Consider the following 20,816-nt stretch of genomic DNA (forward strand, 5'->3'; position numbering starts at 1 on the left):
ATACATCGCGTAAGCAACGTATCTTCAGGTAATCGACTAATGGCTATTAACCATTCACCTTTGACTTATACTCAAGAGACCTTATTTGAGCAAGCAATAGGTGGTCCGATCGCAGCACTTTGGCAAGAACGCCAAGAAGGCTTTGTAAAAGGGACAGAAAAAAAGAACATCTACTGGTGCAAACTCACCAAACCTGAGCACACAAAAGCCGTGCTGATCGTCAACGGTCGCATTGAGGCCTCCTGGAAATACCAAGAACTGTTCTACGACCTGTATCGACAAGGTTATGACGTGTATTCGTTTGACCACCGAGGACAAGGTTTATCAGATCGTCTTCTACCAGACTCAGACATGGGTCACGTCTATGACTTTAATGATTATATTGACGATATGGAATTGGTGCTGCAGCAGCTTGATTTAAGCGGATATCAGCAGCGTTTTATCATTTCTCACTCAATGGGCGGTGCAATTGCGACGCGTTATCTGCAAACCCACCCAAATCATAACTTTGACGGTTTAATCCTGAGTGCGCCGATGTTTGGTATCAACTTACCTTGGTATCTCAGTCCTATCGCGATTCCGGTCACGCAAATCCTTGCCGCAGTGTCCCCACAGCCAAGCTACGCGCCGGGTCATAAGGAATACTATCCAAAACCGTTTGAAGATAACCCACTCAGCCAAAGCTACGATCGCTACCATTGGTTCCGTGGTTTATACCGCGATAAACCAGAGCTACAAGTGGGCGGCCCTAGCACACGTTGGGTATGGCAAGGCTTGATGGCAGCAAAGCAGTGTATTTTGCTGACACGGCAAATTAAAGTTCCGGTTTTATTACTCCAACCTGGTAATGATCGTATCGTGAGTAATGCCGCTCAGCAGCGCTTTATCGACAAGCTGAGTAAGACTAACCCTAATGCGAGCCTAGTTTCGATAGCTGGCGCAGAGCACGAAATCTTATTCGAAAAAGATCAGTATCGTAACCCAGCGTTGGATGCCGTCTTTGCCTTCATGCGCGGGCACAGCCAATAAAAACAGATTAAAGAGGAAATACGAGCTCATCGATTTACCCTCTTTTTTTTCCTTATTTTGGCGTAGACTTCCCCATGTTCCCCCGCACGCGGAGCAGTATGACCTAGTCAATCTGCTGCGCTCCGTGTGCAATCAACCTGTTCTACTCTATCCGAACCGTTTACGAGGGCTTCATGAGCACATCGCTACCTTGCAAAGAGATCACTAAAATCGTTGCCTCAGATCTGGATGGCACATTACTCGCACCTAACCACCAGCTAAGCGCTTACTCGAAAGAGACACTCAAAGCGCTGCATGAGCAAGGCTACACATTTGTCTTTGCAACGGGTCGCCACCACGTAGACGTCGCAAGCATTCGTCGCACGGTAGGTATTCCGGCTTACATGATTACTTCGAATGGTGCACGTGTGCACGACCAAAATGATCAAGAGATGTACAGCCAGAACGTACCAGAATATTTGGTTCAGCCAGTGATCGACACGATCAAAACGGATCCTGAAATACTTATCCACATGTACCAAAACGACGACTGGTTGCTGAACAAAGACGACGAACAACTGCGTGATTTCCACGAAGAGTTCACTTACAAATTGTACGATGAAGACAACGCACCTACAGACGGCATTGCGAAAATCTTCTTCACCCACCCTTCGCAAGACCACGACCACCTGGTGACTTTCGAAACCAAACTGCGCGAACAATTTGGTGACCGCTTGAACATCGCTTTCTCAACACCTTGGTGCTTGGAAGTGATGAGCGCTGGCGTTTCTAAAGGTGATGCCCTGAAGGCAGTCGCAGAGTCTATTGGTCTAACACTGGAAAACACCATCGCGTTTGGTGACGGCATGAATGACGTAGAAATGCTATCGATGGCGGGTAAAGGTTTGGTGATGGGCACCTCTCACGAGAAAGTGATGAAAGCACTACCAAACAATGAAGTGATCGGCAGCAACGCCGACGATGCAGTTGCTCACTACCTACAAGATCATCTGCTATAACCTGTATTAGTTATCAACAGCAGGTTATCGACAAAATCACAAAGGGCTGCACCATGCAGCCCTTTTTCTTTTATCGCTGACTCGGCAACTTCTCTTTGCCGAGGATTGCTTGCCACTCTTCTTCGCTCACCGGCATGATCGATAAACGATTGCCGCGTTTCACTAATGGCATGTTTTCTAGCTCTGGCATCGCCTTCATGACCGACAACGGAATCAAGCGCTCAGTCTTACGCACAAACTCAATATCCACCATTATCCAACGCGGATTTTCTGGGTCAGATTTCGGGTCGTAATAATCGCTCTCTAGGTCAAACTGGAAATGATCGGGATACGCTTCACGGGTCACTTTGGCAATACCTGCCACACCTACGTTCTTACAAGAAGAGTGGTAAATCAGTACCAAGTCGCCCAATTTAACTTGGTCGCGCATCATATTACGCGCCTGATAATTACGAACTCCCTCCCAACATGAAACCTTTTGGGTTCGAAGCGTGTCAATAGAAAAGGTATCTGGTTCTGTTTTAAATAACCAATATGCCATAATGCCATCCGATGCAGATTGAGTAATGAGGAAGATATAACATGAAGGCTTTGAAAAACCCAGTGGCATTAGCCACACTGCTGGTGCTGCAAGCATGCAGCATGCAACCACAGCAGTCCGATGCAGACACACCAGCGACTCCGCCTGCGTCCTTAGATAAGCCAGAAACCATCTTACCTCAAACCTTTATGCTACGTGGTGAAGTCGTGATTGGGCATGAAAGCCAGTACATCACTCCTTGTGGCAGTGACAAACAGTACTGGCTGCAACTTTCACCACAACAGGTGCAAAGAGCCATCGCATTAACCAATCAGCCTTATCAGAAAATGTATGGAGAAGTGATCGGTCACCTCAATCCACCTGGTGTTGACGGTTTCTCTGCAGATTTCGACGCGAACTTCGTGGTAGAACAAGTAAACTTCCTCACCACAGAAAACCCACAACGCTGCAAACAAACCAGTAAACCAACACGAGTCTTTGGTAACGAGCCATCTTGGTCAGCCAGCTTTGAAGGCAACTCTCTCAAGTTCCAGCAAATGGGCAAATCGACACAAACACTCGAAATTGAGAGCAGCAAACTGCAACCTCGCCAACGTACCTACCAACTTAAGGATGGTGAACTGCGCATGACAGAGAACTTGTGTTCTGACACCATGAGCAACTCTGTCTACGGCTGGAAGGCAACACTGGAGCATGGCGATAAAACCTATCAAGGTTGTGGTATGACAGCCAACATAGATTCAACATTAGAATGGGTGAACACTTACGTCGCGACGTCGACCCAATCGCAAGGCTTCGAAGTGCAGATGACACTCAACAGCGACCACAGTGCCATCACCAAATACAGCTATTCAGACGGGCAACCGCCATTGATTGAACGCGGCTACTGGCAGCAACTGAGTCCATCGCAAGTCCAAGTATTGATGACTCACCACCAGCAACAACGCTTAATGACTGAGCGCCTATTCACTCGCGAAGGCAACCAGCTAAAAGCAGTCAAAGAGAAAGTAGGCAATTTGGTTTATCCCATTGCCGATGGCGGTTTAGTGCTATACCCAGCAACCGTGCGTAACTCAGGCACAGAACAACCAGCAGCCGAACGCAACAACGATCCAATTGGCGCTGCTGATATTCCTTCTAGTGCGGACTTCAACTCAAAAGTGGACGCTGCGGTACGTAACTACTTCTTCATTCACCAAACCAACCCTAGTAACAACCAATACCGTTGGCTGACCTATGATCTGAATGGCGATGGTGATGAAGAATTACTGGTGCAACTTGATTGGTGTGGTTCTGGCGGTTGTACTCTGCTGATATTCGAAAACCACGAGAAAGAGTGGCGTTTCAACAGCCGTATGACGCTAGTGCAAAGCCCAATTATGCTTGGTCAACAAACCTCACACGGCTGGCGTGACCTGATTTTCAATGTCAGCGGTGGCGGCGCAACGCCAGGGCAACACGTGATGCAATACACAGGCGTAAGTTACCCAATCAACCCAAGCTTGGCGCCAAAAGCGAACAAAGAACAAGTCAGCGGCGTGCGTCTGTTCTCAGATGGCATTAGCCCTGTTCGTGATGGAGTGCGCTTGTAATGGCGCAGCCTTGTCCACATTGTGGCTTCCAGTTCAACTGCATCTGTTCACTGCTGCCGAAGTTAAGCAGTGAACATACACTGATACTGTTAATGCACCCTAATGAACTGGCGCGAGACACCAACACTGGCAAACTACTCACCCAGTGCCAACTGAATGTCACTCAAGTCGTTTGGGATCGTAAAGCGCCACCAGCGGAGTTGTTAGAAACGCTTGCCAATCCGAGCCTGCTGCCGGTATTGCTATTCCCAAGTGAAGAGAGCCTGACGCTTGAACAAGTGCAGCAACAAAGTAACGAGCAAAGCAGACGACCGCTGTACATCATTGTTGATGCAACCTGGCAAGAGGCGCGCAAAATGATCAATAAAAGCCGATGGCTAGAGGGTATCGCGATGATGGGCTTAGCCACTCAAGCCGATTCCCAGTATCAACTGCGTCGCAACCAACAAGAAGGTAACCTATGTACCTTGGAAGTAGCTGCGCAATTGCTGGGGCAACTCGGTGAAGAGCAAAACCAGCAACAGATGTTGGCGTTCTTCGAGCAATACCTGCCTCGTTTCCAAGCCGAGAAAAGTGGTCACGAGCTCAAAACCTAACGCTGTTAAGAATTAAAAAACGCAGCTTTACCGCTGCGTTTTTTATTCGATGCTGTTTCACGTGAAACAAGGCGTTAGCCTCAGAACAAACGCGTTGGTTCTCCCAAGTAATAGCCTTGCAGATAGTCCACTCCCATATCCTGAGCAATATTACAAACTTCCTCGTTGTGCACGAACTCCGCTACGGTTTGAGCATTAAACACCTGACACAGACGCACTAACTGCGAGGCAATCTTGCGCTGTTTCGGATCCTTATCAATATTCTTGATTAAGCTCCCATCAATCTTTATCACTTCCGGTTCCAGCTTAAGAATTTCATCAATATTGGAATACCCCGAACCAAAGTCATCAACAATAATGCGCGCTCCAAGCTTTCTAAAGTGGCTACATACTTCAATCATTCGCCCATAATCTTTGATCTGTTCTGACTCCAATACCTCTAAACCTAAACGCCGAGGGTCATTGAGCTTTAATATCGAGCGCTCAAGTACTGCTAACGTTTTGTCACTGAAAAAGTCTTGAGGCGATAAGTTAATGGAGAAGTCACCCTCTTTGTCCTGCATATAACCCAACGTATTCCTGATCATATGACGACTCAATCGGGTATAAAGGTGAGTATCGGTAATGATCGGGAGGAATCGTCCCGGAGGAATAATAGAACCATCTTCCTCAACAATTCTGACTAGACATTCTTGGCTTGCAGGGCGATGACTATAGGCATGAACAATGGGCTGACTGTAAGTGACAATATTCTGTTGCAGTATGGCTCGACTCACACAGCTCAGCCAACCAAGCTGCTCTTTTCGCACATCTTCATTTACCTCTACATCCTTGGCATTACATATGTGCGTATTATTTCTTACCCCAGCTCGGCGGGCTTCTATCGCTTTCAATAGCAGCTCATCTGGCGTGGCATTAGGGAAATCTCTTCGGCTGACCAAACCGCCACATAGTGAGACGGTGAGATAATCAATATTAAGCAAACCACGCGGCTCAAAGTTTGTCTGTTCAATCGCATCAGCAAAGCGAGTGAAATGCTGCTTAATAACCTCACTGCTAGCATCAGCTTTAAACACAAATGCCCACTCACCCACGCCTATGCTGTACAACTGCAAGGCGGCGGGTTTACCCAAGCGTTTACGTAGGCGGTTACTAAAATGAAGAGATAAGTCATTAAGTAGTTGGTCACCCACTCGATAACCATACTTTTCGTTGATGTGGCTAAAATTGAGCAGCTTTAACGTCAAAAGGTGTTCTTCGTCATCCAAGTCATTCAACGCTTCTTGCAAAGCAACACGGTTTTTTAAGCCTGTTCGAGTATCATGCCTAAAACTCTCGTGTAACTTCCTAGCCTGCCTCTCAAGCTGATACTCCATATGAGTATTCATTTCATTGAGATCGCTAATCGCATTTCTAATTAAACTAAACAAAGGAGAGATGGAACTACTCACTTCATCACCAAGCACACTCAATGAGGCGACCTCATCTCCTTCTCGCAGTGCTAGGTAGGTCAAACTATGGTGCAATATTTCCTGTTGGCCATTATTTCGATGCAGCTCACCCATACAATAACTGCCTAGCGTTGGGGCAATATCGGCGAAAGCTTTGACCTCCGAGCTTCCATCAATAAAGTCTAGTCGTGACGCACAATTGTAAATCATCACCGACTCTGGCTGATGCATCATCAGCTCAAGGACACCATGCTTTACCTGCTCAAGAGTCAATGATGGGTGGTTGTAACAAAACTGAACTTCATCCCCAACACACCAAGACTTATCAAACGTCATACTGCCATCAGAATGAATTTCTACGACTGCACAAACCTCTTTCTTACCCACAGACTCTCGATACAAAGGGAAATTAATTAATTGACCAAACGTCAATTCACGCCCATCCGAAAGGTATCGTTTATACACATCGTAAGCCGTTTTGTTTCCCAGTTTAAACAGCCGGTTCCCTTTTGCTTCCGTCACTTGGTGAGGCATGCCGACGGGGTTCCACTCCGAATAGGCATTAGTCCACGTTTTTAGTGTATTGCTATGCATAGCAACCGCCACAGCGGCGTGTTCATAACACTGAGTTTGAAACAGAACCCAGCAACCACCTTCATTGGCTTGTGCTAACCCTCCTGATACTGGAGGCCCATCAGAACAAAAGCCTCGATAAATAGGATAATCACGACGTTCCACTTGAACAGAAAAGCTGATAATGGCTTTCGAGTTATCACGCAAAGCAAGTGATTGCTTTAAATCGTAGCCATCGATATCAGGAGAGAAAGAGTAGGTTTGAACAGCAGAGGTAAGAGTTGTGTCTACCAACTCGCTCACAATCAGCAAACTACCATCGGTAAATATATCGCCTGAATAAATCAATGTTCGGGCACTGTGACCAATAACATGCGCATGAGGTACAACTTCCAACAAACATTGAGCAAAACTGGTCGCTTCTTCTCGCGATTGCGTAGAGAGTAGCTGCACCAAGTACTGCTTGCTTGTTTGCCACGAAATTGTGCCTAAAAAATCATTGAGCTGATTCTGGTCATGAATCAACTGAGAATAAGTTCGCATGTATTGAAATGATACCCTATCGCTTATCGTCCTTTAGTATTAGTGCAAGGACATTTTTACTGTTAGCTTAGTAATTTACGTGGGTTTATAGGGCTTGACCAGACTAATGTTAAAGACTCAATACATTAATGCGATTGTCGTTACAAAAGTGTGAGCAAGTGTTGTAAGCAACTGATTTCGACATCGGGCAACGTACGACTTTGAGGCTGTTTAATGACATTTTTATTCATATTATTGAACCAACATGCGGCAAAGCCCGACAGTTTCGCACCTTGAACATCCGTCACAAAATGGTCGCCGACATGAAGAATACACTCTCTTGGTAGCGCCAAAAACTGCTGCGCTTTAGTGAACATATCAGGTGCGGGTTTCGCACTGCCATCCGGCCCTGCTTTCAGTACTTGCTGAAAATATGGTGTTAGCCCAATTCTGTCCAAATCCACATTACCATTGGTGATGGCCACCAGCGGGATGGCTTGCGCTAACTCGGCAAGCACATCGAGGCTTTGCTGTGGAACCTCAAAACGGTTGCGCCAATCCAAAGCGACGTCGACTGCTGCTTGCGCGGCGGCATGTGCGGCTACATCATCATAACCAACTTGGGAGAAGGCTTGTTTAAGTTGCACTAAACGCCACAAAGTGACGTCACTCTTCAGCTCAGGCTGTTGCGCAGCGACACGTTGCTTGAGTGACAACCAATCGGTTTTGTCCATATGAGCAACCGCCGGATGATGGTGTTTAAGCCAAGAGAGCAACTCACGCTCCATGCGAACTATCACTGGATAGTTGTCATAGAGGGTGTCATCAAGGTCAAACGTCATCGCCTTTACAGGCGCAATACGGCGGTAGAATTTCATGGTTTTCCTGGGGTTAGTCGGACTTGTCGTCGCTTTTCTTACGTGCTCTGGGGTGAGCTTGATCGTAGGCCTGCGCTAAATGTTGGAAATCCAAGTGGGTGTAGATTTGGGTGGTCGAGATATTTTCGTGCCCCAATAGCTCTTGCACTGCACGTAAGTTATTGCTCGATTCCAACATATGAGTAGCAAATGAGTGACGCAATTTGTGCGGACTGATGTGGCTCGCGACGGACTGCTTTTGGCCCCATTCTGCCATACGCTTTTGCACGCTACGGTGTGAGATACGCGTACCTAGCTTAGAAACAAACAGGGCAGGCTCTCCCGATGCGGCTAAATCACCACGAACACGCAACCACTTACCAACCCATTCGGTTGCCATACCAGAGAACGGTACTTTGCGTTCTTTATCACCTTTACCGATTACTCGCAGTTCACCACTTCTTAGGTGAACATCACGAACATCAATACTGACCAATTCAGCCAAACGCAAACCAGCACCGTACATCAGCTCCATCATCGCGCGATCACGCACCGCTAACGGATCATCTTCGCTAACTTCAAGCAGTTGATTAACTTCATCTACATCGAGGTTTTTCGGCAGTGGGCGTTTCTTACGCGGCGCCGATACCCCTTTGGCAGGGTTAGCTGACATTTCTCCACGTAGGATCAGGAAATCAAAAAAGCTGCGTAGAGAAGATAGGCGCGTCGCTAAGCTGCTGGCTTTTATGCCTTCACGCATGCCTTTACCTGCCAACTGACGCACCCAGCCAGCATCGACTTGCGACCAATCTTTCAAACCCATCTCAGCCAAGTGGTGAGCCATGGTTTCCAATTGCTGCTTGTAGTTTCGTTGGGTGTGCAAGCTAAGCCCCTTTTCGCTTCTTAGGAACTCATAGAAGCGTTCAAGAGGCTTTGTTAGGCTAGTTGGCAGAGGAGTGTTGGGAGTTATCGTCATGGTGACTTTGCCATACCAATGTTTGAGCGAGATGTGCCACTACTAAGGATAGATGACGCAAAAACAGAGTGTCCATATCTGGTTGGAAGTGACCGCCCTCCTCGCTAGAAAATGCTAAAACGCCAAGCGTCTGCTTTTTCACAAGCGGTAACACCACATAGGAACCCATTTCTGGAACATCCATATTCCCAAACAAAGCTTCACGATCCACCTTACGCAAGCGACCCAAGTATGCCTCTTTGCCATTTAGGTGGTTGGTTGCAAAGCGTTGGTAATTTTCCTTGCTAAGTTGAGTCGATGCATCGCACTGACTCAACAAACGAACATAAGCTCTCAAACCAAGATCTTTGGCTTTCAGTTCGATAGCTTTGATTACTTGCTTAAAGTCACCACACTTTAGGATTTGTCCTTGCAGGTCCATGAACTCGTAGAAAGTACGATCATTATTCGCCGCCAATGACATCAGTGTCGTGATCTCTTCTTCCAGCTCTTCAATACGTTGGCGCTGGCGGTTCATTTGAATGTGAACCAAGGAGACCGTGCCGAGATCTGCATGCGGCATTGATAATCGATCGATCAGTTCGGGGCGCTGAGCGAAAAAGTCGGGATGGTCTTTCAGATACTGAGCAACGACTTCAGCCGTCAACGCATCCGCTTCTACTTCTGACATTTGGTTTTCTTGTTCTTCAACTAGCACGACAACTGACCATCAAATACGTGAGTTGCTGGCCCAGTCATAAACAGCGGTTTACCCGGGCCTTGCCAAGAAATACGTAGGTCACCACCCGGAAGAGAGACTTTCACATTCTCGTCCAGTAGACCTTGCAGAATGCCTACCGCAACTGCGCCACATGCACCGCTGCCACAAGCTTGTGTTTCACCGGCTCCACGTTCAAACACACGTAAACGGATGTGATTGCGATCTACGACCTGCATAAAGCCTGCGTTCACTCGCTCAGGGAAGCGTTCATGCGATTCAAGCAATGGACCGAGAACTTCCACATCAGCCGTATCAACATCATCTACCACGGTAACTACATGAGGGTTACCCATGCTCACTGCACCGCAGAAAAGGGTCTTATCACCGGCACGCATGATGTAGGTTTTCTCTTTCTGTTTAGCTTTGAAAGGAATCTTATTCGGTTCAAACTCTGGCACACCCATGTTAACCGTCACATCACCATCATCTTCGACATCAAGAATCATCTTACCTTTCTTGGTGCTAACACTGACGCTGTACTTATTAGTTAGTCCTTTCAAACGCACAAAACGCGCGAAACAGCGAGCGCCATTACCACACTGCTCAACTTCGCTGCCATCCGCATTAAAAATACGGTAGTGGAAGTCAGTTTCTGGGTCATATGGCGCTTCAACCACGAGCAGTTGATCGAAACCAACCCCCGTGTGTCGATCCGCCAAACGACGAATCAAATCTTGCGAGAAAAACACGTTCTGGGTAATGCAGTCGACGACCATAAAGTCGTTGCCCAAACCGTGCATTTTGGAAAAGTGGAAATGCATTTGTTGTGTGTTACTCCGGTAGAATCTGTTCCAGCTGCCACAAACTGGTCAGCTCCTCACGCTGGCGAACAAGGTGGCTTTGTTTACCATCCACCATTACTTCCGCTGCTCGGGTACGAGTATTGTAGTTCGAAGACATCACAAAGCCATAGGCGCCTGCAGAGCGAACCGCGAGTAGATCACCTTCTTGCAGTACTAGTGCTCGATCTTTGCCCAAGAAGTCACCCGTTTCACAGATCGGACCTACTAAGTCGTAAGTCTGAGCTTCACCTTCACGTGGTGCGACTGGGACAATATCTTGCCACGCTTGGTATAGTGCCGGACGCATCAAGTCGTTCATTGCTGCATCGATAATGGCAAAGTTCTTGTGCTCTGTGTGTTTGAGAAACTCCACACGTGTGAGCAAGACCCCTGCGTTGGCAGCAATCGCTCGGCCTGGTTCGAAAATTAATTCCAGATCTTGATGATTCTCAAGACGACCTAGTAGTGCTTTTGCGTAGTCTGAAGGCTGTGGCGGCAATTCATCACGATATACCACGCCTAGACCACCACCTACATCTAGGTGACGAATGTTGATACCTTGTGTTTTCAAGTCATCAATCAGTGCTAATAGACGGTCTGTTGCATCAATGAAAGGTTCAATCTCAGTCAGTTGAGAACCAATATGACAGTCAATACCTTGTACATTTAGGTTTGGTAAGCTCTGGGCGAATTGATAAACCGCCGGAGCACGATCAAAAGCGATACCAAATTTGTTATCACGCAGACCAGTCGAAATGTAAGGGTGCGTTTTTGCGTCTACATCAGGGTTAATTCGTAGAGAAATCGGTGCAACCACACCTAGCTCACCCGCAACTTTGTTCAAGCGCTCAAGCTCAGGTTCTGATTCCACGTTGAAGCATTTAATGCCCAGCTCCAGTGCGCGTTTCATCTCTGCTGGCGTTTTACCAACACCCGAGAACACCACCTTCTTCGCATCACCGCCTGCCGCGATAACACGCTCAAGCTCACCACCCGATACAATATCAAAGCCTGAACCTAAACGAGCCAGTGCATTCAATACGCCAAGGTTAGAGTTTGCTTTTACTGCGTAACAAACAAGATGAGGATGCTGACCCACAGCGCTATCAAACGCATTCCAGTGACGCTCCAGCGTCGCACGTGAGTAAACATAAAGAGGAGTGCCATGTTGCTCGGCAAGTGCTTGGAGTGAGACGTCTTCGGCCCAAAGCTGGCCATCATCCTGATAGTTGAAGTAATCCAAAATTCGCTTCCCTTAATTAATTCGACTGCTAAACCCTAAATGTATGATGCTATAAATTCGTTATTGTGATTGCTCATTCTTCTGAGCATCATCTGGAATGTAAAGGTCTCCCGACTGCCCACAACCGGCTAAGGTCGCAGCCATCATCACAAACAACACAGTAAGTAGTTTTTTCATTTCGCATATCGTGATTATTGATTCAATGCCCCCTATAATCGCACCACACTCAGGAAAAGCAATAGGATAGACGGATGAACGATACTGAATTTCATCAACTGGTGGATGCGCAGATGCAAATCATCGAAGAATCCATCGATGAATCAGGCGCAGACATTGATTACGAAGTGTCTGGTAATGTAATGACATTGGAGTTTGAAGACCGTAGCCAAATCATCATTAACCGCCAAGAGCCAATGCATGAGATTTGGTTAGCATCAAAGTCGGGTGGCTTCCACTTCAAGCTTATCGATAACAAATGGACCTGCTCTAAGACGGGCATGGAACTATTTACAATGGTAAAAGAAGAGTGTGAAAAGCACGCTGGTGAAGCGATCGATTGGGTATAAGCCAATAGTATTCTAGTAAGCCAGAAATAAAAAAGAGCACCCTGTGCTCTTTTTCATTTTTACACGTTCACCGCTTTGGTTGGGCGAGTTGGCGTACAACCATCATTGCGATAAGGGATAATGTAGGTATTCCCTTCTTCCGGATGAATGATTTGGTAGTACTGCGGCAAGTTAAAGTTAATAAACTTCGACGAGACACGACTGTCATCTTTTACCGAGGTATAGAAGCTGTTCACCGACGCAATCATTTCATCTTTCGAACCGCTAAATTGATGGTAAACCTCAACTTGGTTTGACTCATCCAATACATAGATATTGAAGCCATCGTCGGTGTCTTCAAAGAAGAACTGCACCAAACCTTCACTGGCAAAGCCATCTACCACTTCTGGCAATTGGTACTCTTGCTCACGATCCAGCATCAACAGCGGTGAACCTTTCAACTTGTTGGTTGAAATACTGCGGTAGAAATCGACTGAGTTTTCTAACTTCTGTACCGATACGCCACGACGTTCGAAGAACAAACCATAAGTTTGATTTCCAAGGCGCATCGCTTTAAAGCGACGACGCTTCTCTTGTTCAACCGGCTTCAAACGTAAATCAATACACTCAGCTAATAATTGGTAAACCATATTGCGCATCACACCACGCATGTTCTTCGCGTAACAGAACACATCAACCGACTCTGGCGGGATCGCATCTTGGTGCATTTTGCCCAGAATGGTCTTCAGCGCATCCAGCATTGCGGTTTCGCCTTTGAAATGCAGTGTACGCACTTCATGCCATGAATTACGGTAAACCAAATCAACACTGCCAACTAAGTTGACTTGCTCAGGACCAAAGCTAAAGATGTCTGTATTCTTCACATCCACTTTCAGTGAACGACCGGACAATGCTGCCGTCGGGTCATTTTCAAAGTTGATGAACATTGCCATTTGGCTGATCTCACACGGGCTCGCTAATGCTTGCATGGTTGGACGACGCTTACGCAACGAGAAGGTGTTACGCAAGTCACTCACCATTTGGTAGAACTTATCAATGTCTAACTGAGCTTCACGCACCACCGCGTGTAAACGTGTCGATTCAGTAATCAAACCGTTGAAGAACGCCCAAGAAACCAGCTTGCTCAAGTATTCGTGATGCTCAAGACAAGGTTGACCAAGAATGCGGTGCGCAATCAATGGTTGCTTGTACAAGTACCAACCGGATTTGTTTACGCTGCCTTCTTTTACTTCAATGAAGCTCAAGTCGGGTTCGTGCAAATCTGGTGAGATCTGCGGGTTAAGCAAGGTAACTTTACCCGGCAACACTTCGAATGCCGCGTACAATTTACGTGCGAGGATACTGATATCTTGCGGGCTGATCGCCGAAGTAATGTCGTTACGGCGCGCAAACTGGATCAAGTTACGGTAGCTTTGCATCAAAGCATCCAGCAGTGCATGGTGCACTACTTTCACTTGCTCTACTTTCCAGTTACGGCGATCGTCGAGCTCCGCCAATACCGATGCATCCCAATCCCATTTCGCAGTCATGTCGCTCAAAGCTTCACGACGCCAAGCCACAGAGCCGACATCTGGTTCGCGAGACAGTTTTTCATGGGTTTTAAGATAGAAACAGCGGCGAACTAAATCCAAACGTGTGTCATCTTGGATTCGCTCTAGGTAACGCGTTACTTTCTCTAGCATCAAGTAGTACGCATCCATGCCGTACAAGTCAGGCTCGTGGGCAAAGAAGCGACGCTTGGTGTCGATACTAAGAAGTTGTGTGTGCGGGTATTCCCACGAGTAAGCTTCAAGCAAGATCGCTTTCAACACGGATTTGTAAGGGGAATCGATACTCTTATACAGCTGCCATAAGTTCGAGCCGAAGTACTCTTCAGCAGGAATGCGGTTAAGCTGACCAAAGTTGATCCACTCATCACAGTTGATATAGCCATCTTTACAAAGCTGTGCAACGTACTCGTCGTAACACTCTTCCATTTCTGGCGGCACGATTTGCCACAGCAGGCGTTGGCCTGCGAGACGTACCGCAGAACGGTAGAATTCATCCAGCAATAAAAGATGCTGAGAAGAACCACAGTTATCACCGGTCATCTCTTCTGAATGATTACTACGGAAACGCTCTTCATCCATCAAGAAGAAGTTCGCCTCCACACCTTGGCTTTGCGCCCAATCAGTGATCAGCAAACATTTGTTGGTAAGCAGTTCACGCTGGTCGTTATCCATCTCCGGTGAGATACACACCCAGATATCCAAATCACTTGAGGTACTTTGACCAATAGAAGAGGTACTGCCCATGGTGTACAAGCCAAGGATGGCAGGTTGCTCAGCAGTTTCGAGCGGCTGACCAATCGTCAATTGAGTGTCTTCAAGGAATTGTTGCTGGAGTTGATTCAACTCAAAGCCAAACACACCATAAGGTACATCGGCATCATAATAGCCCGGAATCACAGGGTGGTTGTAGTTCAACAAGGCAGGAATCAAGTGGAATACTTGCTGGCTTTGCGAATCCATAAGCGCCAGCGCGCGATCAATACGCTGCTGGTTTAGATTATCTAATCGCTGAATAAGTTTTTGGGTGTAAGCCTGCAAGGGAAGTTCCTTGGTTGAACAATCACGAAATTTGCTGATGTTTTAAACCAAAACGGCTTAAAAACGTGATCAATTTAACACTTTCATCAGGGTTGGTAAAGATTTCCACCCGCAAATAGTTGTGGTCTAAAAACCCCACACTAGTCGCAAAAATTGATAGCGCCGTAGTGTCGCTTGTATTCGCCTATAACTAATAATAGTCCTTAGTCTAAATGAGAATCTAGTCACACTATTTTCATAACGTTGTGTAATTCCATTTATGACCCCTAGAGAAGCCTAACTAACATTAAGACTTTCACGCGTTGAGTGGTAGGATTAAGCAAAACTAAAACAGCATTGAGAAGACCATGACACAATCTACGCCAATTCGCATTGCAACACGAAAAAGCCCACTTGCCCTATGGCAAGCCTACTATGTAAAAGATGCCCTTCAAGCCGCTCATCCTGGCCTTGAAGTGGAGCTGGTTACTATGGTGACCAAAGGCGACATCATTTTGGATACGCCGCTAGCAAAAGTCGGTGGTAAAGGCTTGTTCGTTAAAGAGCTGGAAGTGGCAATGCTTGAAGGTCGCGCAGACCTTGCGGTGCACTCAATGAAAGATGTACCAGTAGACTTCCCTGAAGGTCTTGGCTTGGTGACGATTTGTGAACGTGAAGACCCACGTGATGCATTCGTATCAAACACTTACAACAACATTGATGAGCTACCGCAAGGCGCGGTTGTTGGTACTTGTAGCTTACGTCGTCAGTGCCAGTTGAAAGAATACCGCCCAGACCTGATCATCAAAGAGCTACGCGGTAATGTTGGTACGCGTCTAGGTAAGCTAGATGCAGGTGAATACGACGCGATTATTCTTGCAGCAGCAGGTCTGAAGCGCCTTGAGCTAGAAGAGCGCATTCGCAGCTTTATCGAACCAGAACAATCACTGCCAGCAGTAGGCCAAGGCGCGGTAGGCATTGAGTGCCGTGTGGATGACGAACGCCTACTAAAACTGCTTGAGCCACTAAATCACCAAGATACGGCAGATCGCGTGCGCTGTGAGCGCGCAATGAACCTCACTCTTGAGGGCGGTTGTCAGGTACCAATCGGCAGCTACTCACTGCTTGATGGCGACAACATCTGGCTTCGCGCACTGGTTGGTGAACCAGACGGTAGCCTAATTGTACGTGGTGAAATTCGTGGTCACCGCAACGATGCCGAAGCACTAGGCGTTCAACTTGCTAACGAGCTACTTGAAAACGGTGCGCGCGACATCCTAACCAAACTGTACGCAGACCACGAATAATCATGACAGTGTTGGTCACTCGTCCGGGAGAGCAAGGTATGGCGCTTTGCTCTCTGCTCGAAAGGCACGGCAAAACTACAATTCATCATCCACTGATCGACATCGTCGCCGATCTCAGCGACACACAACTCTCCAAATACATTGAAAGTGCTCAAATCATCATTGCGGTAAGCCAACATGCGGTGCAATGCGCAGAGCAAATCTTGCGAAACCACGCTAAATCATGGTCTAAGCAAGCTATATACCTTGCCGTTGGTCAAAAAACCGCACACTATTTGAGCAAATGTACCCAACAAAAAGTACACTATCCACAAGTCAGTGATAGTGAGCACTTGTTGCAGCTTCCCGAATTAGACAATGTAGATAAACAAACCGTTCTAATTCTTCGCGGTAACGGTGGAAGAGAGCTGATAAAAGATGCATTGGTGAGACGTGGAGCAAAAGTTCACTATTGTGAGACTTATAAGAGAGAATTTATCCCATTCGATCCAGTAAGCTGTGTCTCACAATGGAAAACCCAGCAAATCAACCAGATCATCATCACCAGTGGTGAACAACTGGATTATTTGTGTCGCCAATTGTCGCCAGAGCAATTGGCTTGGCTTAATCAACAAGAGTTGTATATCCCCAGTCAGCGAATCGCTGACATCGCAATTCAACGGGGCTTCACTCAGGTCAGATGCACAGGAAGCGCATCCAACCAAGAATTACTGGCTGCTCTCCAGCCCTAGCTACACAGGATATAGGCATGACAAGTAAAAATAACGATCAAAAGAATAACGATAAAAACCTTTCCGAAGAAACCACATCGGCACCGCTAGCTGAAAAAGACACGCCTAAAAAGGAATCTGAATCGAGCAAAGCAGAATCAAAGCCTGCCGAGCCAACCAAACCAGCAGAGCCAAGCAAAGGTGAATTTGAAGAGAAGCAAGGTAAACGTGGCGTCAAGCTGGGTACCGTTGCAATCGTCTTGTCACTTATTTTTGGTGGTGGCCTGACTTACAAAATGCTCGAGCAGCAGTCTGAATACCAAACTCAGATTGCTCAGCTTCAAAACCAACTAGAGCAAGCTCAATCAGCAATGAAACAAGAGCTAAGCCAAGTAAAACAAGAGACTATTGAAAAAGCGACTACAGTCACTCACAAAGCAGAAGTGGTACTGGGTCAGCAGCAAAAGAGCATTGAAAGCCTGCAACTAGCAGTCGCTGACGTAAAAGGCCGTCGTCCAAACGACTGGTTACTAGCAGAAGCTGACTACCTAGTAAAACTCGCTGGTCGTAAGTTGTTCCTAGAGCACGATGTAGAAAGCGCAACTCAATTGATGGAAAGTGCAGACCAACGCATCGCCGCACTAAACGATCCAAGTTTAGTTGGGCTTCGTAAAGCAATGGCAAACGACATTACTAAGCTACGTGTTGTACCTTTGGTAGACCGTGATGGCTTGGTATTACGCCTAACTGCGCTACAGCAACAAGTAGATAAACTACCTCTAGCGAATGCCTTGCTACCAGAGGCGGCAGCAGTCGAAAAACAAGAAGTCTCAGAAGACATTGCTAACTGGCAAGATAACCTGATGACGTCATTGAAAGATTTCTCAGAAAACTTCATCACCTTCCGTACTCGCGATGGTAACGTGATTCCTCTATTGTCCCCACAGCAACACTTCTACTTGAAAGAAAACATCAAAGCGAAGCTAGAGACAGCAATCAAAGCGGTATACCAAGAGCAAGGTGAGATCTACACCACCTCGTTGGAAACAGCGGATAAATGGGCAATGGCATTCTTCAACCAAGACGACAACTCGGTTAAAGAATTCAACAAGACACTGAGCCAACTGAGCAAGCAAGACATTCAAGTCGAATACCCTGCGAAGCTAGAAAGCCAAAACCAACTCTCAGATGTGATTCGTGAACGCCTACGTCGTGAAGTGACCACGATGACAGGTACGGAGGATAAGTAATGGTTCGTCTTATTTTCCTATTTGTAGTTCTTGGTGCTGGCTTATTCGTTGGCACGCAGTTCTCAGGTCAGCAAGGTTATGTCCTGATTTCAATCGCGAACAAAACCATTGAGATGAGCGTAACCACGCTAGTGATCTTCGTAATTGCAGCATTGGCAGCACTGTTCTTCCTAGAGTACGTGGTCAAGAAACTGGTTTACGCAAGCTCAAGCACCTGGAACTACTTCAGCGTGCGTAAAATGCGCCGCTCTCGTCGCTACACCAACGAAGGCATCATCAAGCTACTAGAAGGTGACTGGAAAGGTGCCGAGAAGAAAGTGACACGCTGGGCAAATCACCACGACATGCCTCTTCTATGCTACCTAGTGGCTTCAGAGGCTGCACAAGGTCAAGGTGACAAAGCCAAGCGTGACCAGTACCTAGAACTGGCAAGCCAGCAAGAGAATGCGCACCTAGCAGTAGAGTTGACTCGTGCGAAACAGTTCATTCGCGATAACGAATTCGAATCGGCATTCGATACGCTACAAGCACTGAAAGGCCAGTACGCGAATAACTCGATCGTTCTTAACCTGCTAAAAACCACTTACATGCAGCTTAAGCTATGGCAACCACTGATCGATCTGATGCCTCAGCTAACCAAAGCCAAGCTGGTAACAGAAGAAGAGCAAGCGGAACTGATTCAGAAGGCACAGTGTGGCTTACTACACGAAGTCGCCCAGCAACAAGGTAGCGAAGGTCTGGTCTCACACTGGAACGGTCTGCCACGCAAAGTAAAACAAGATACTCACCTCATTGCTTGCTTCGCACGAGAACTCATTTCACGTAAAGCAGATTCTGAAGCCTTCACGGTTATCAAAGAAGCACTAAAGAAACACCCAACACCTGAACTATATAGACTACTGCCTGAGCTAAATTTGTCAGACAGCCATCCTGTAGTTGTATTCTTAGAAGGTGTATTAAAGCGTGAATCGGATAATGCCGCTGCTCATAGTGCTTTAGGACACTTCCTATTCCGACAAGAAAAATGGCAAGAAGCACAACAACAGTTCGAGGTTGCTCTTAAGCTCCACTCAGACGTCTCTGACTATGCTTTCCTCGCAGACACACTAGAGAAGCAAAACCTGACTAAAGCGGCTCACGAGGTCTCTCGTAAAGCACTAACGCTAGTTCAAAACAACTAAGCGATTCAGAAAGTAGAAAGTAGAAAGCCGACAGTAAACTGTCGGCTTTTTTATTGCCTGCTATTCCTCATGCCCCTTTATCGCTTCAACTAACTACCCAAAAGTTGTGTTCCCTCTACTGACTATTCTTCATTAGAGACAATCACCAACGTCTCTGTAGTTCACTCCAAACTACCACTCTTCATCTCATCAAGAGCTACGAGAAACAACCTCAATCACTTTCTACAAAGTAGAGCGATTGAATCTGAATGGCTAGTAAGGCAGCTCTACATCAATCCAACATAGCTATATTGGATTGATGTAGAGAGGATTAACCGAATGCATCAGCGACCTGACATTATGTACTCAGTTAGACAAAGAATAGCTCTATAGAGCGCTTGAATAGCGTTCTTTGTACAAGCTAACGTAAAGAGTCACGGTAATCGGCAATAAGCATCAGAGGGTACGTAACGTCGCTTATACATATTTAAGGCAGCAGTGAGTAGAAACGCTCTTCTGTTAACAGAAACACTGAGCCGATAGAGATAGGAAGGGTAAGGGACAGGCTTAATAACTTTTAGTGGAGGACAAAGCTATGAGTTCCTATAACCCTATAAAGTGAGGATAACAGAAAGCCTCAAGGTACGGCTTATTAGGTGGAGAGTAGAGGTGCTTAGTTTGGAGCAACGTCGGCTAGGAGGTTGATTCAAATCACTACGCCGATTTGCAAGTATCAGAAACAACGAAAGCCCGTTGAATTGTCAACGGGCTTTCTATGTAGTGACAGAGAATCGGGATTTAGTAAATCCCTATCATTTCATAGCTCGTGTAGAAATGAAAAAAGCCTCGCTATTTCTAGCGAGGCTTCTTAATAGTGGCGGAGAGATAGGGATTTGAACCCTAGATACGCTATTAACGTATGCCGGTTTTCAAGACCGGTGCTTTCAACCACTCAGCCATCTCTCCACAAATTGTTACTAAAATTTAGTCTTACTTAAATAATGCTAAATTTCAGTTTTGCCTTTAGATTTATCTAAAAGCGATATTAAAGCCTGGCGATGTCCTACTCTCACATGGGGAAGCCCCACACTACCATCGGCGCTAATTCGTTTCACTTCTGAGTTCGGAATGGAAATCAGGTGGGTCCAAATCGCTATGGTCGCCAAGCAAATTCTTTAATCTGGAAAGCTGTTTTCAGTTCTTAACACATTCAATGTTCTTACATTGAGTCCATCAAAACCCTTGGGTGTTGTATGGTTAAGCCTCACGGGCAATTAGTACAGGTTAGCTCAACGCCTCACAACGCTTACACACCCTGCCTATCAACGTTCATAGT

Annotated in this window: 18 protein-coding genes, 1 tRNA gene and 1 rRNA gene; 9 read left to right on the plus strand and 11 right to left on the minus strand. The window is 46.6% G+C overall.

All coding sequences use genetic code 11. The features are described 5' to 3' along the window. The first annotated feature begins 39 nt into the window (after positions 1 to 39). The gene (locus B853_RS14670; RefSeq protein WP_038887304.1) at positions 40 to 1,029 is read left to right on the plus strand and encodes an alpha/beta fold hydrolase; all 990 of its coding nucleotides are present in this window, start codon (positions 40 to 42) and stop codon (positions 1,027 to 1,029) included. A 173-nt stretch (positions 1,030 to 1,202) separates the two neighbouring features. Beyond that, a complete protein-coding gene (locus tag B853_RS14675; RefSeq protein ID WP_038887306.1) occupies positions 1,203 to 2,027 on the plus strand; it encodes a Cof-type HAD-IIB family hydrolase in 825 nt (274 codons plus the stop codon). A gap of 70 nt (positions 2,028 to 2,097) precedes the next feature. Here the strand turns inward: B853_RS14675 and B853_RS14680 are convergent, their stop codons facing one another. Continuing rightward, positions 2,098 to 2,568, minus strand: a complete 471-nt coding sequence (locus tag B853_RS14680) for an EVE domain-containing protein (RefSeq protein ID WP_005452022.1) — start codon at positions 2,566 to 2,568, stop codon at positions 2,098 to 2,100. Between the two features lie 41 nt (positions 2,569 to 2,609). Here B853_RS14680 and B853_RS14685 point away from each other — a divergent pair, with 41 nt between their 5' ends. Continuing rightward, the gene (locus tag B853_RS14685; protein ID WP_038887307.1) at positions 2,610 to 4,160 is read left to right on the plus strand and encodes a COG3650 family protein; all 1,551 of its coding nucleotides are present in this window, start codon (positions 2,610 to 2,612) and stop codon (positions 4,158 to 4,160) included. After that, a complete protein-coding gene (locus tag B853_RS14690; RefSeq protein ID WP_038887309.1) occupies positions 4,160 to 4,756 on the plus strand; it encodes a tRNA-uridine aminocarboxypropyltransferase in 597 nt (198 codons plus the stop codon). The genes B853_RS14685 and B853_RS14690 overlap by 1 nt, the downstream gene beginning before the upstream one ends. Before the next feature lie 80 nt (positions 4,757 to 4,836). Here the strand turns inward: B853_RS14690 and B853_RS14695 are convergent, their stop codons facing one another. The 7 genes from B853_RS14695 to lptM form a co-directional block, all read right to left on the minus strand. Further along, complete coding sequence (locus B853_RS14695) at positions 4,837 to 7,323, minus strand: bifunctional diguanylate cyclase/phosphodiesterase (protein WP_038887310.1); 2,487 nt, start codon at positions 7,321 to 7,323, stop codon at positions 4,837 to 4,839. Positions 7,324 to 7,463: 140 nt separating this feature from the next. Beyond that, entirely contained in the window at positions 7,464 to 8,180 is a 717-nt protein-coding gene (yigB, locus tag B853_RS14700; protein ID WP_038887312.1) for a 5-amino-6-(5-phospho-D-ribitylamino)uracil phosphatase YigB, read from the minus strand. A 13-nt stretch (positions 8,181 to 8,193) separates the two neighbouring features. Further along, positions 8,194 to 9,135 (minus strand): tyrosine recombinase XerC, encoded by a 942-nt coding sequence (gene xerC, locus B853_RS14705; protein WP_038887314.1) that lies wholly within the window; start codon positions 9,133 to 9,135, stop codon positions 8,194 to 8,196. Continuing rightward, positions 9,101 to 9,805: a DUF484 family protein gene (locus tag B853_RS14710; protein ID WP_038887323.1), complete on the minus strand. Its 705-nt coding sequence runs from the start codon at positions 9,803 to 9,805 to the stop codon at positions 9,101 to 9,103. Before B853_RS14710 ends, xerC begins: the two co-directional genes overlap by 35 nt. A gap of 20 nt (positions 9,806 to 9,825) precedes the next feature. Next, positions 9,826 to 10,656, minus strand: coding sequence for a diaminopimelate epimerase (gene dapF / locus B853_RS14715; RefSeq protein ID WP_010444534.1), 831 nt, complete (start codon positions 10,654 to 10,656; stop codon positions 9,826 to 9,828). A gap of 10 nt (positions 10,657 to 10,666) precedes the next feature. Then, entirely contained in the window at positions 10,667 to 11,920 is a 1,254-nt protein-coding gene (gene lysA, locus B853_RS14720) for a diaminopimelate decarboxylase (protein WP_038887316.1), read from the minus strand. A 60-nt stretch (positions 11,921 to 11,980) separates the two neighbouring features. Next, complete coding sequence (gene lptM, locus B853_RS26905) at positions 11,981 to 12,097, minus strand: LPS translocon maturation chaperone LptM (RefSeq protein ID WP_010444536.1); 117 nt, start codon at positions 12,095 to 12,097, stop codon at positions 11,981 to 11,983. Positions 12,098 to 12,171: 74 nt separating this feature from the next. On the opposite strand from lptM, the gene cyaY reads away from it, so the two are divergent. After that, on the plus strand, positions 12,172 to 12,486 hold the full coding sequence (gene cyaY / locus B853_RS14730) for an iron donor protein CyaY (RefSeq protein ID WP_038887317.1): 315 nt from the start codon (positions 12,172 to 12,174) through the stop codon (positions 12,484 to 12,486). Positions 12,487 to 12,545: 59 nt separating this feature from the next. On the opposite strand, the gene B853_RS14735 is transcribed toward cyaY, so the two are convergent. After that, complete coding sequence (locus B853_RS14735; protein WP_010444538.1) at positions 12,546 to 15,074, minus strand: class I adenylate cyclase; 2,529 nt, start codon at positions 15,072 to 15,074, stop codon at positions 12,546 to 12,548. Between the two features lie 347 nt (positions 15,075 to 15,421). On the opposite strand from B853_RS14735, the gene hemC reads away from it, so the two are divergent. From hemC to B853_RS14755, 4 genes are read left to right on the plus strand one after another with little or no spacing between them, the layout of a single operon-like run. Next, on the plus strand, positions 15,422 to 16,360 hold the full coding sequence (gene hemC / locus B853_RS14740; protein ID WP_010444539.1) for a hydroxymethylbilane synthase: 939 nt from the start codon (positions 15,422 to 15,424) through the stop codon (positions 16,358 to 16,360). A gap of 2 nt (positions 16,361 to 16,362) precedes the next feature. Beyond that, positions 16,363 to 17,091, plus strand: coding sequence for a uroporphyrinogen-III synthase (locus B853_RS14745; protein WP_038887319.1), 729 nt, complete (start codon positions 16,363 to 16,365; stop codon positions 17,089 to 17,091). Between the two features lie 17 nt (positions 17,092 to 17,108). Continuing rightward, complete coding sequence (locus tag B853_RS14750; RefSeq protein ID WP_038887321.1) at positions 17,109 to 18,320, plus strand: uroporphyrinogen-III C-methyltransferase; 1,212 nt, start codon at positions 17,109 to 17,111, stop codon at positions 18,318 to 18,320. After that, complete coding sequence (locus tag B853_RS14755) at positions 18,320 to 19,501, plus strand: heme biosynthesis protein HemY (protein ID WP_038887322.1); 1,182 nt, start codon at positions 18,320 to 18,322, stop codon at positions 19,499 to 19,501. The genes B853_RS14750 and B853_RS14755 overlap by 1 nt, the downstream gene beginning before the upstream one ends. An 854-nt stretch (positions 19,502 to 20,355) precedes the next feature. Here B853_RS14755 and B853_RS14760 read toward each other — a convergent pair. Then, positions 20,356 to 20,446 (minus strand) — tRNA-Ser (locus B853_RS14760). 84 nt (positions 20,447 to 20,530) lie between these two features. After that, positions 20,531 to 20,647: ribosomal RNA gene (rrf, locus tag B853_RS14765) — 5S ribosomal RNA — on the minus strand. Positions 20,648 to 20,816 lie beyond the last annotated feature (169 nt).

The organism is Vibrio rotiferianus CAIM 577 = LMG 21460, assembly GCF_002741985.1.
Lineage (GTDB): Bacteria > Pseudomonadota > Gammaproteobacteria > Enterobacterales > Vibrionaceae > Vibrio > Vibrio rotiferianus.

What these genes read in the sequence shown, in the direction of transcription:
- lptM (WP_010444536.1), bottom strand. Translation starts at nt 12,097, where the DNA reads ATGAAAAAACTACTTACTGTGTTGTTTGTGATGATGGCTGCGACCTTA.
- B853_RS14710 (WP_038887323.1), bottom strand. Translation starts at nt 9,805, where the DNA reads ATGTCAGAAGTAGAAGCGGATGCGTTGACGGCTGAAGTCGTTGCTCAG.
- B853_RS14755 (WP_038887322.1), top strand. Translation starts at nt 18,320, where the DNA reads ATGGTTCGTCTTATTTTCCTATTTGTAGTTCTTGGTGCTGGCTTATTC.
- hemC (WP_010444539.1), top strand. Translation starts at nt 15,422, where the DNA reads ATGACACAATCTACGCCAATTCGCATTGCAACACGAAAAAGCCCACTT.
- B853_RS14745 (WP_038887319.1), top strand. Translation starts at nt 16,363, where the DNA reads ATGACAGTGTTGGTCACTCGTCCGGGAGAGCAAGGTATGGCGCTTTGC.
- dapF (WP_010444534.1), bottom strand. Translation starts at nt 10,656, where the DNA reads ATGCATTTCCACTTTTCCAAAATGCACGGTTTGGGCAACGACTTTATG.
- B853_RS14750 (WP_038887321.1), top strand. Translation starts at nt 17,109, where the DNA reads ATGACAAGTAAAAATAACGATCAAAAGAATAACGATAAAAACCTTTCC.
- B853_RS14695 (WP_038887310.1), bottom strand. Translation starts at nt 7,323, where the DNA reads ATGCGAACTTATTCTCAGTTGATTCATGACCAGAATCAGCTCAATGAT.
- B853_RS14685 (WP_038887307.1), top strand. Translation starts at nt 2,610, where the DNA reads ATGAAGGCTTTGAAAAACCCAGTGGCATTAGCCACACTGCTGGTGCTG.
- B853_RS14690 (WP_038887309.1), top strand. Translation starts at nt 4,160, where the DNA reads ATGGCGCAGCCTTGTCCACATTGTGGCTTCCAGTTCAACTGCATCTGT.
- B853_RS14670 (WP_038887304.1), top strand. Translation starts at nt 40, where the DNA reads ATGGCTATTAACCATTCACCTTTGACTTATACTCAAGAGACCTTATTT.
- yigB (WP_038887312.1), bottom strand. Translation starts at nt 8,180, where the DNA reads ATGAAATTCTACCGCCGTATTGCGCCTGTAAAGGCGATGACGTTTGAC.
- B853_RS14675 (WP_038887306.1), top strand. Translation starts at nt 1,203, where the DNA reads ATGAGCACATCGCTACCTTGCAAAGAGATCACTAAAATCGTTGCCTCA.
- B853_RS14680 (WP_005452022.1), bottom strand. Translation starts at nt 2,568, where the DNA reads ATGGCATATTGGTTATTTAAAACAGAACCAGATACCTTTTCTATTGAC.
- cyaY (WP_038887317.1), top strand. Translation starts at nt 12,172, where the DNA reads ATGAACGATACTGAATTTCATCAACTGGTGGATGCGCAGATGCAAATC.
- xerC (WP_038887314.1), bottom strand. Translation starts at nt 9,135, where the DNA reads ATGACGATAACTCCCAACACTCCTCTGCCAACTAGCCTAACAAAGCCT.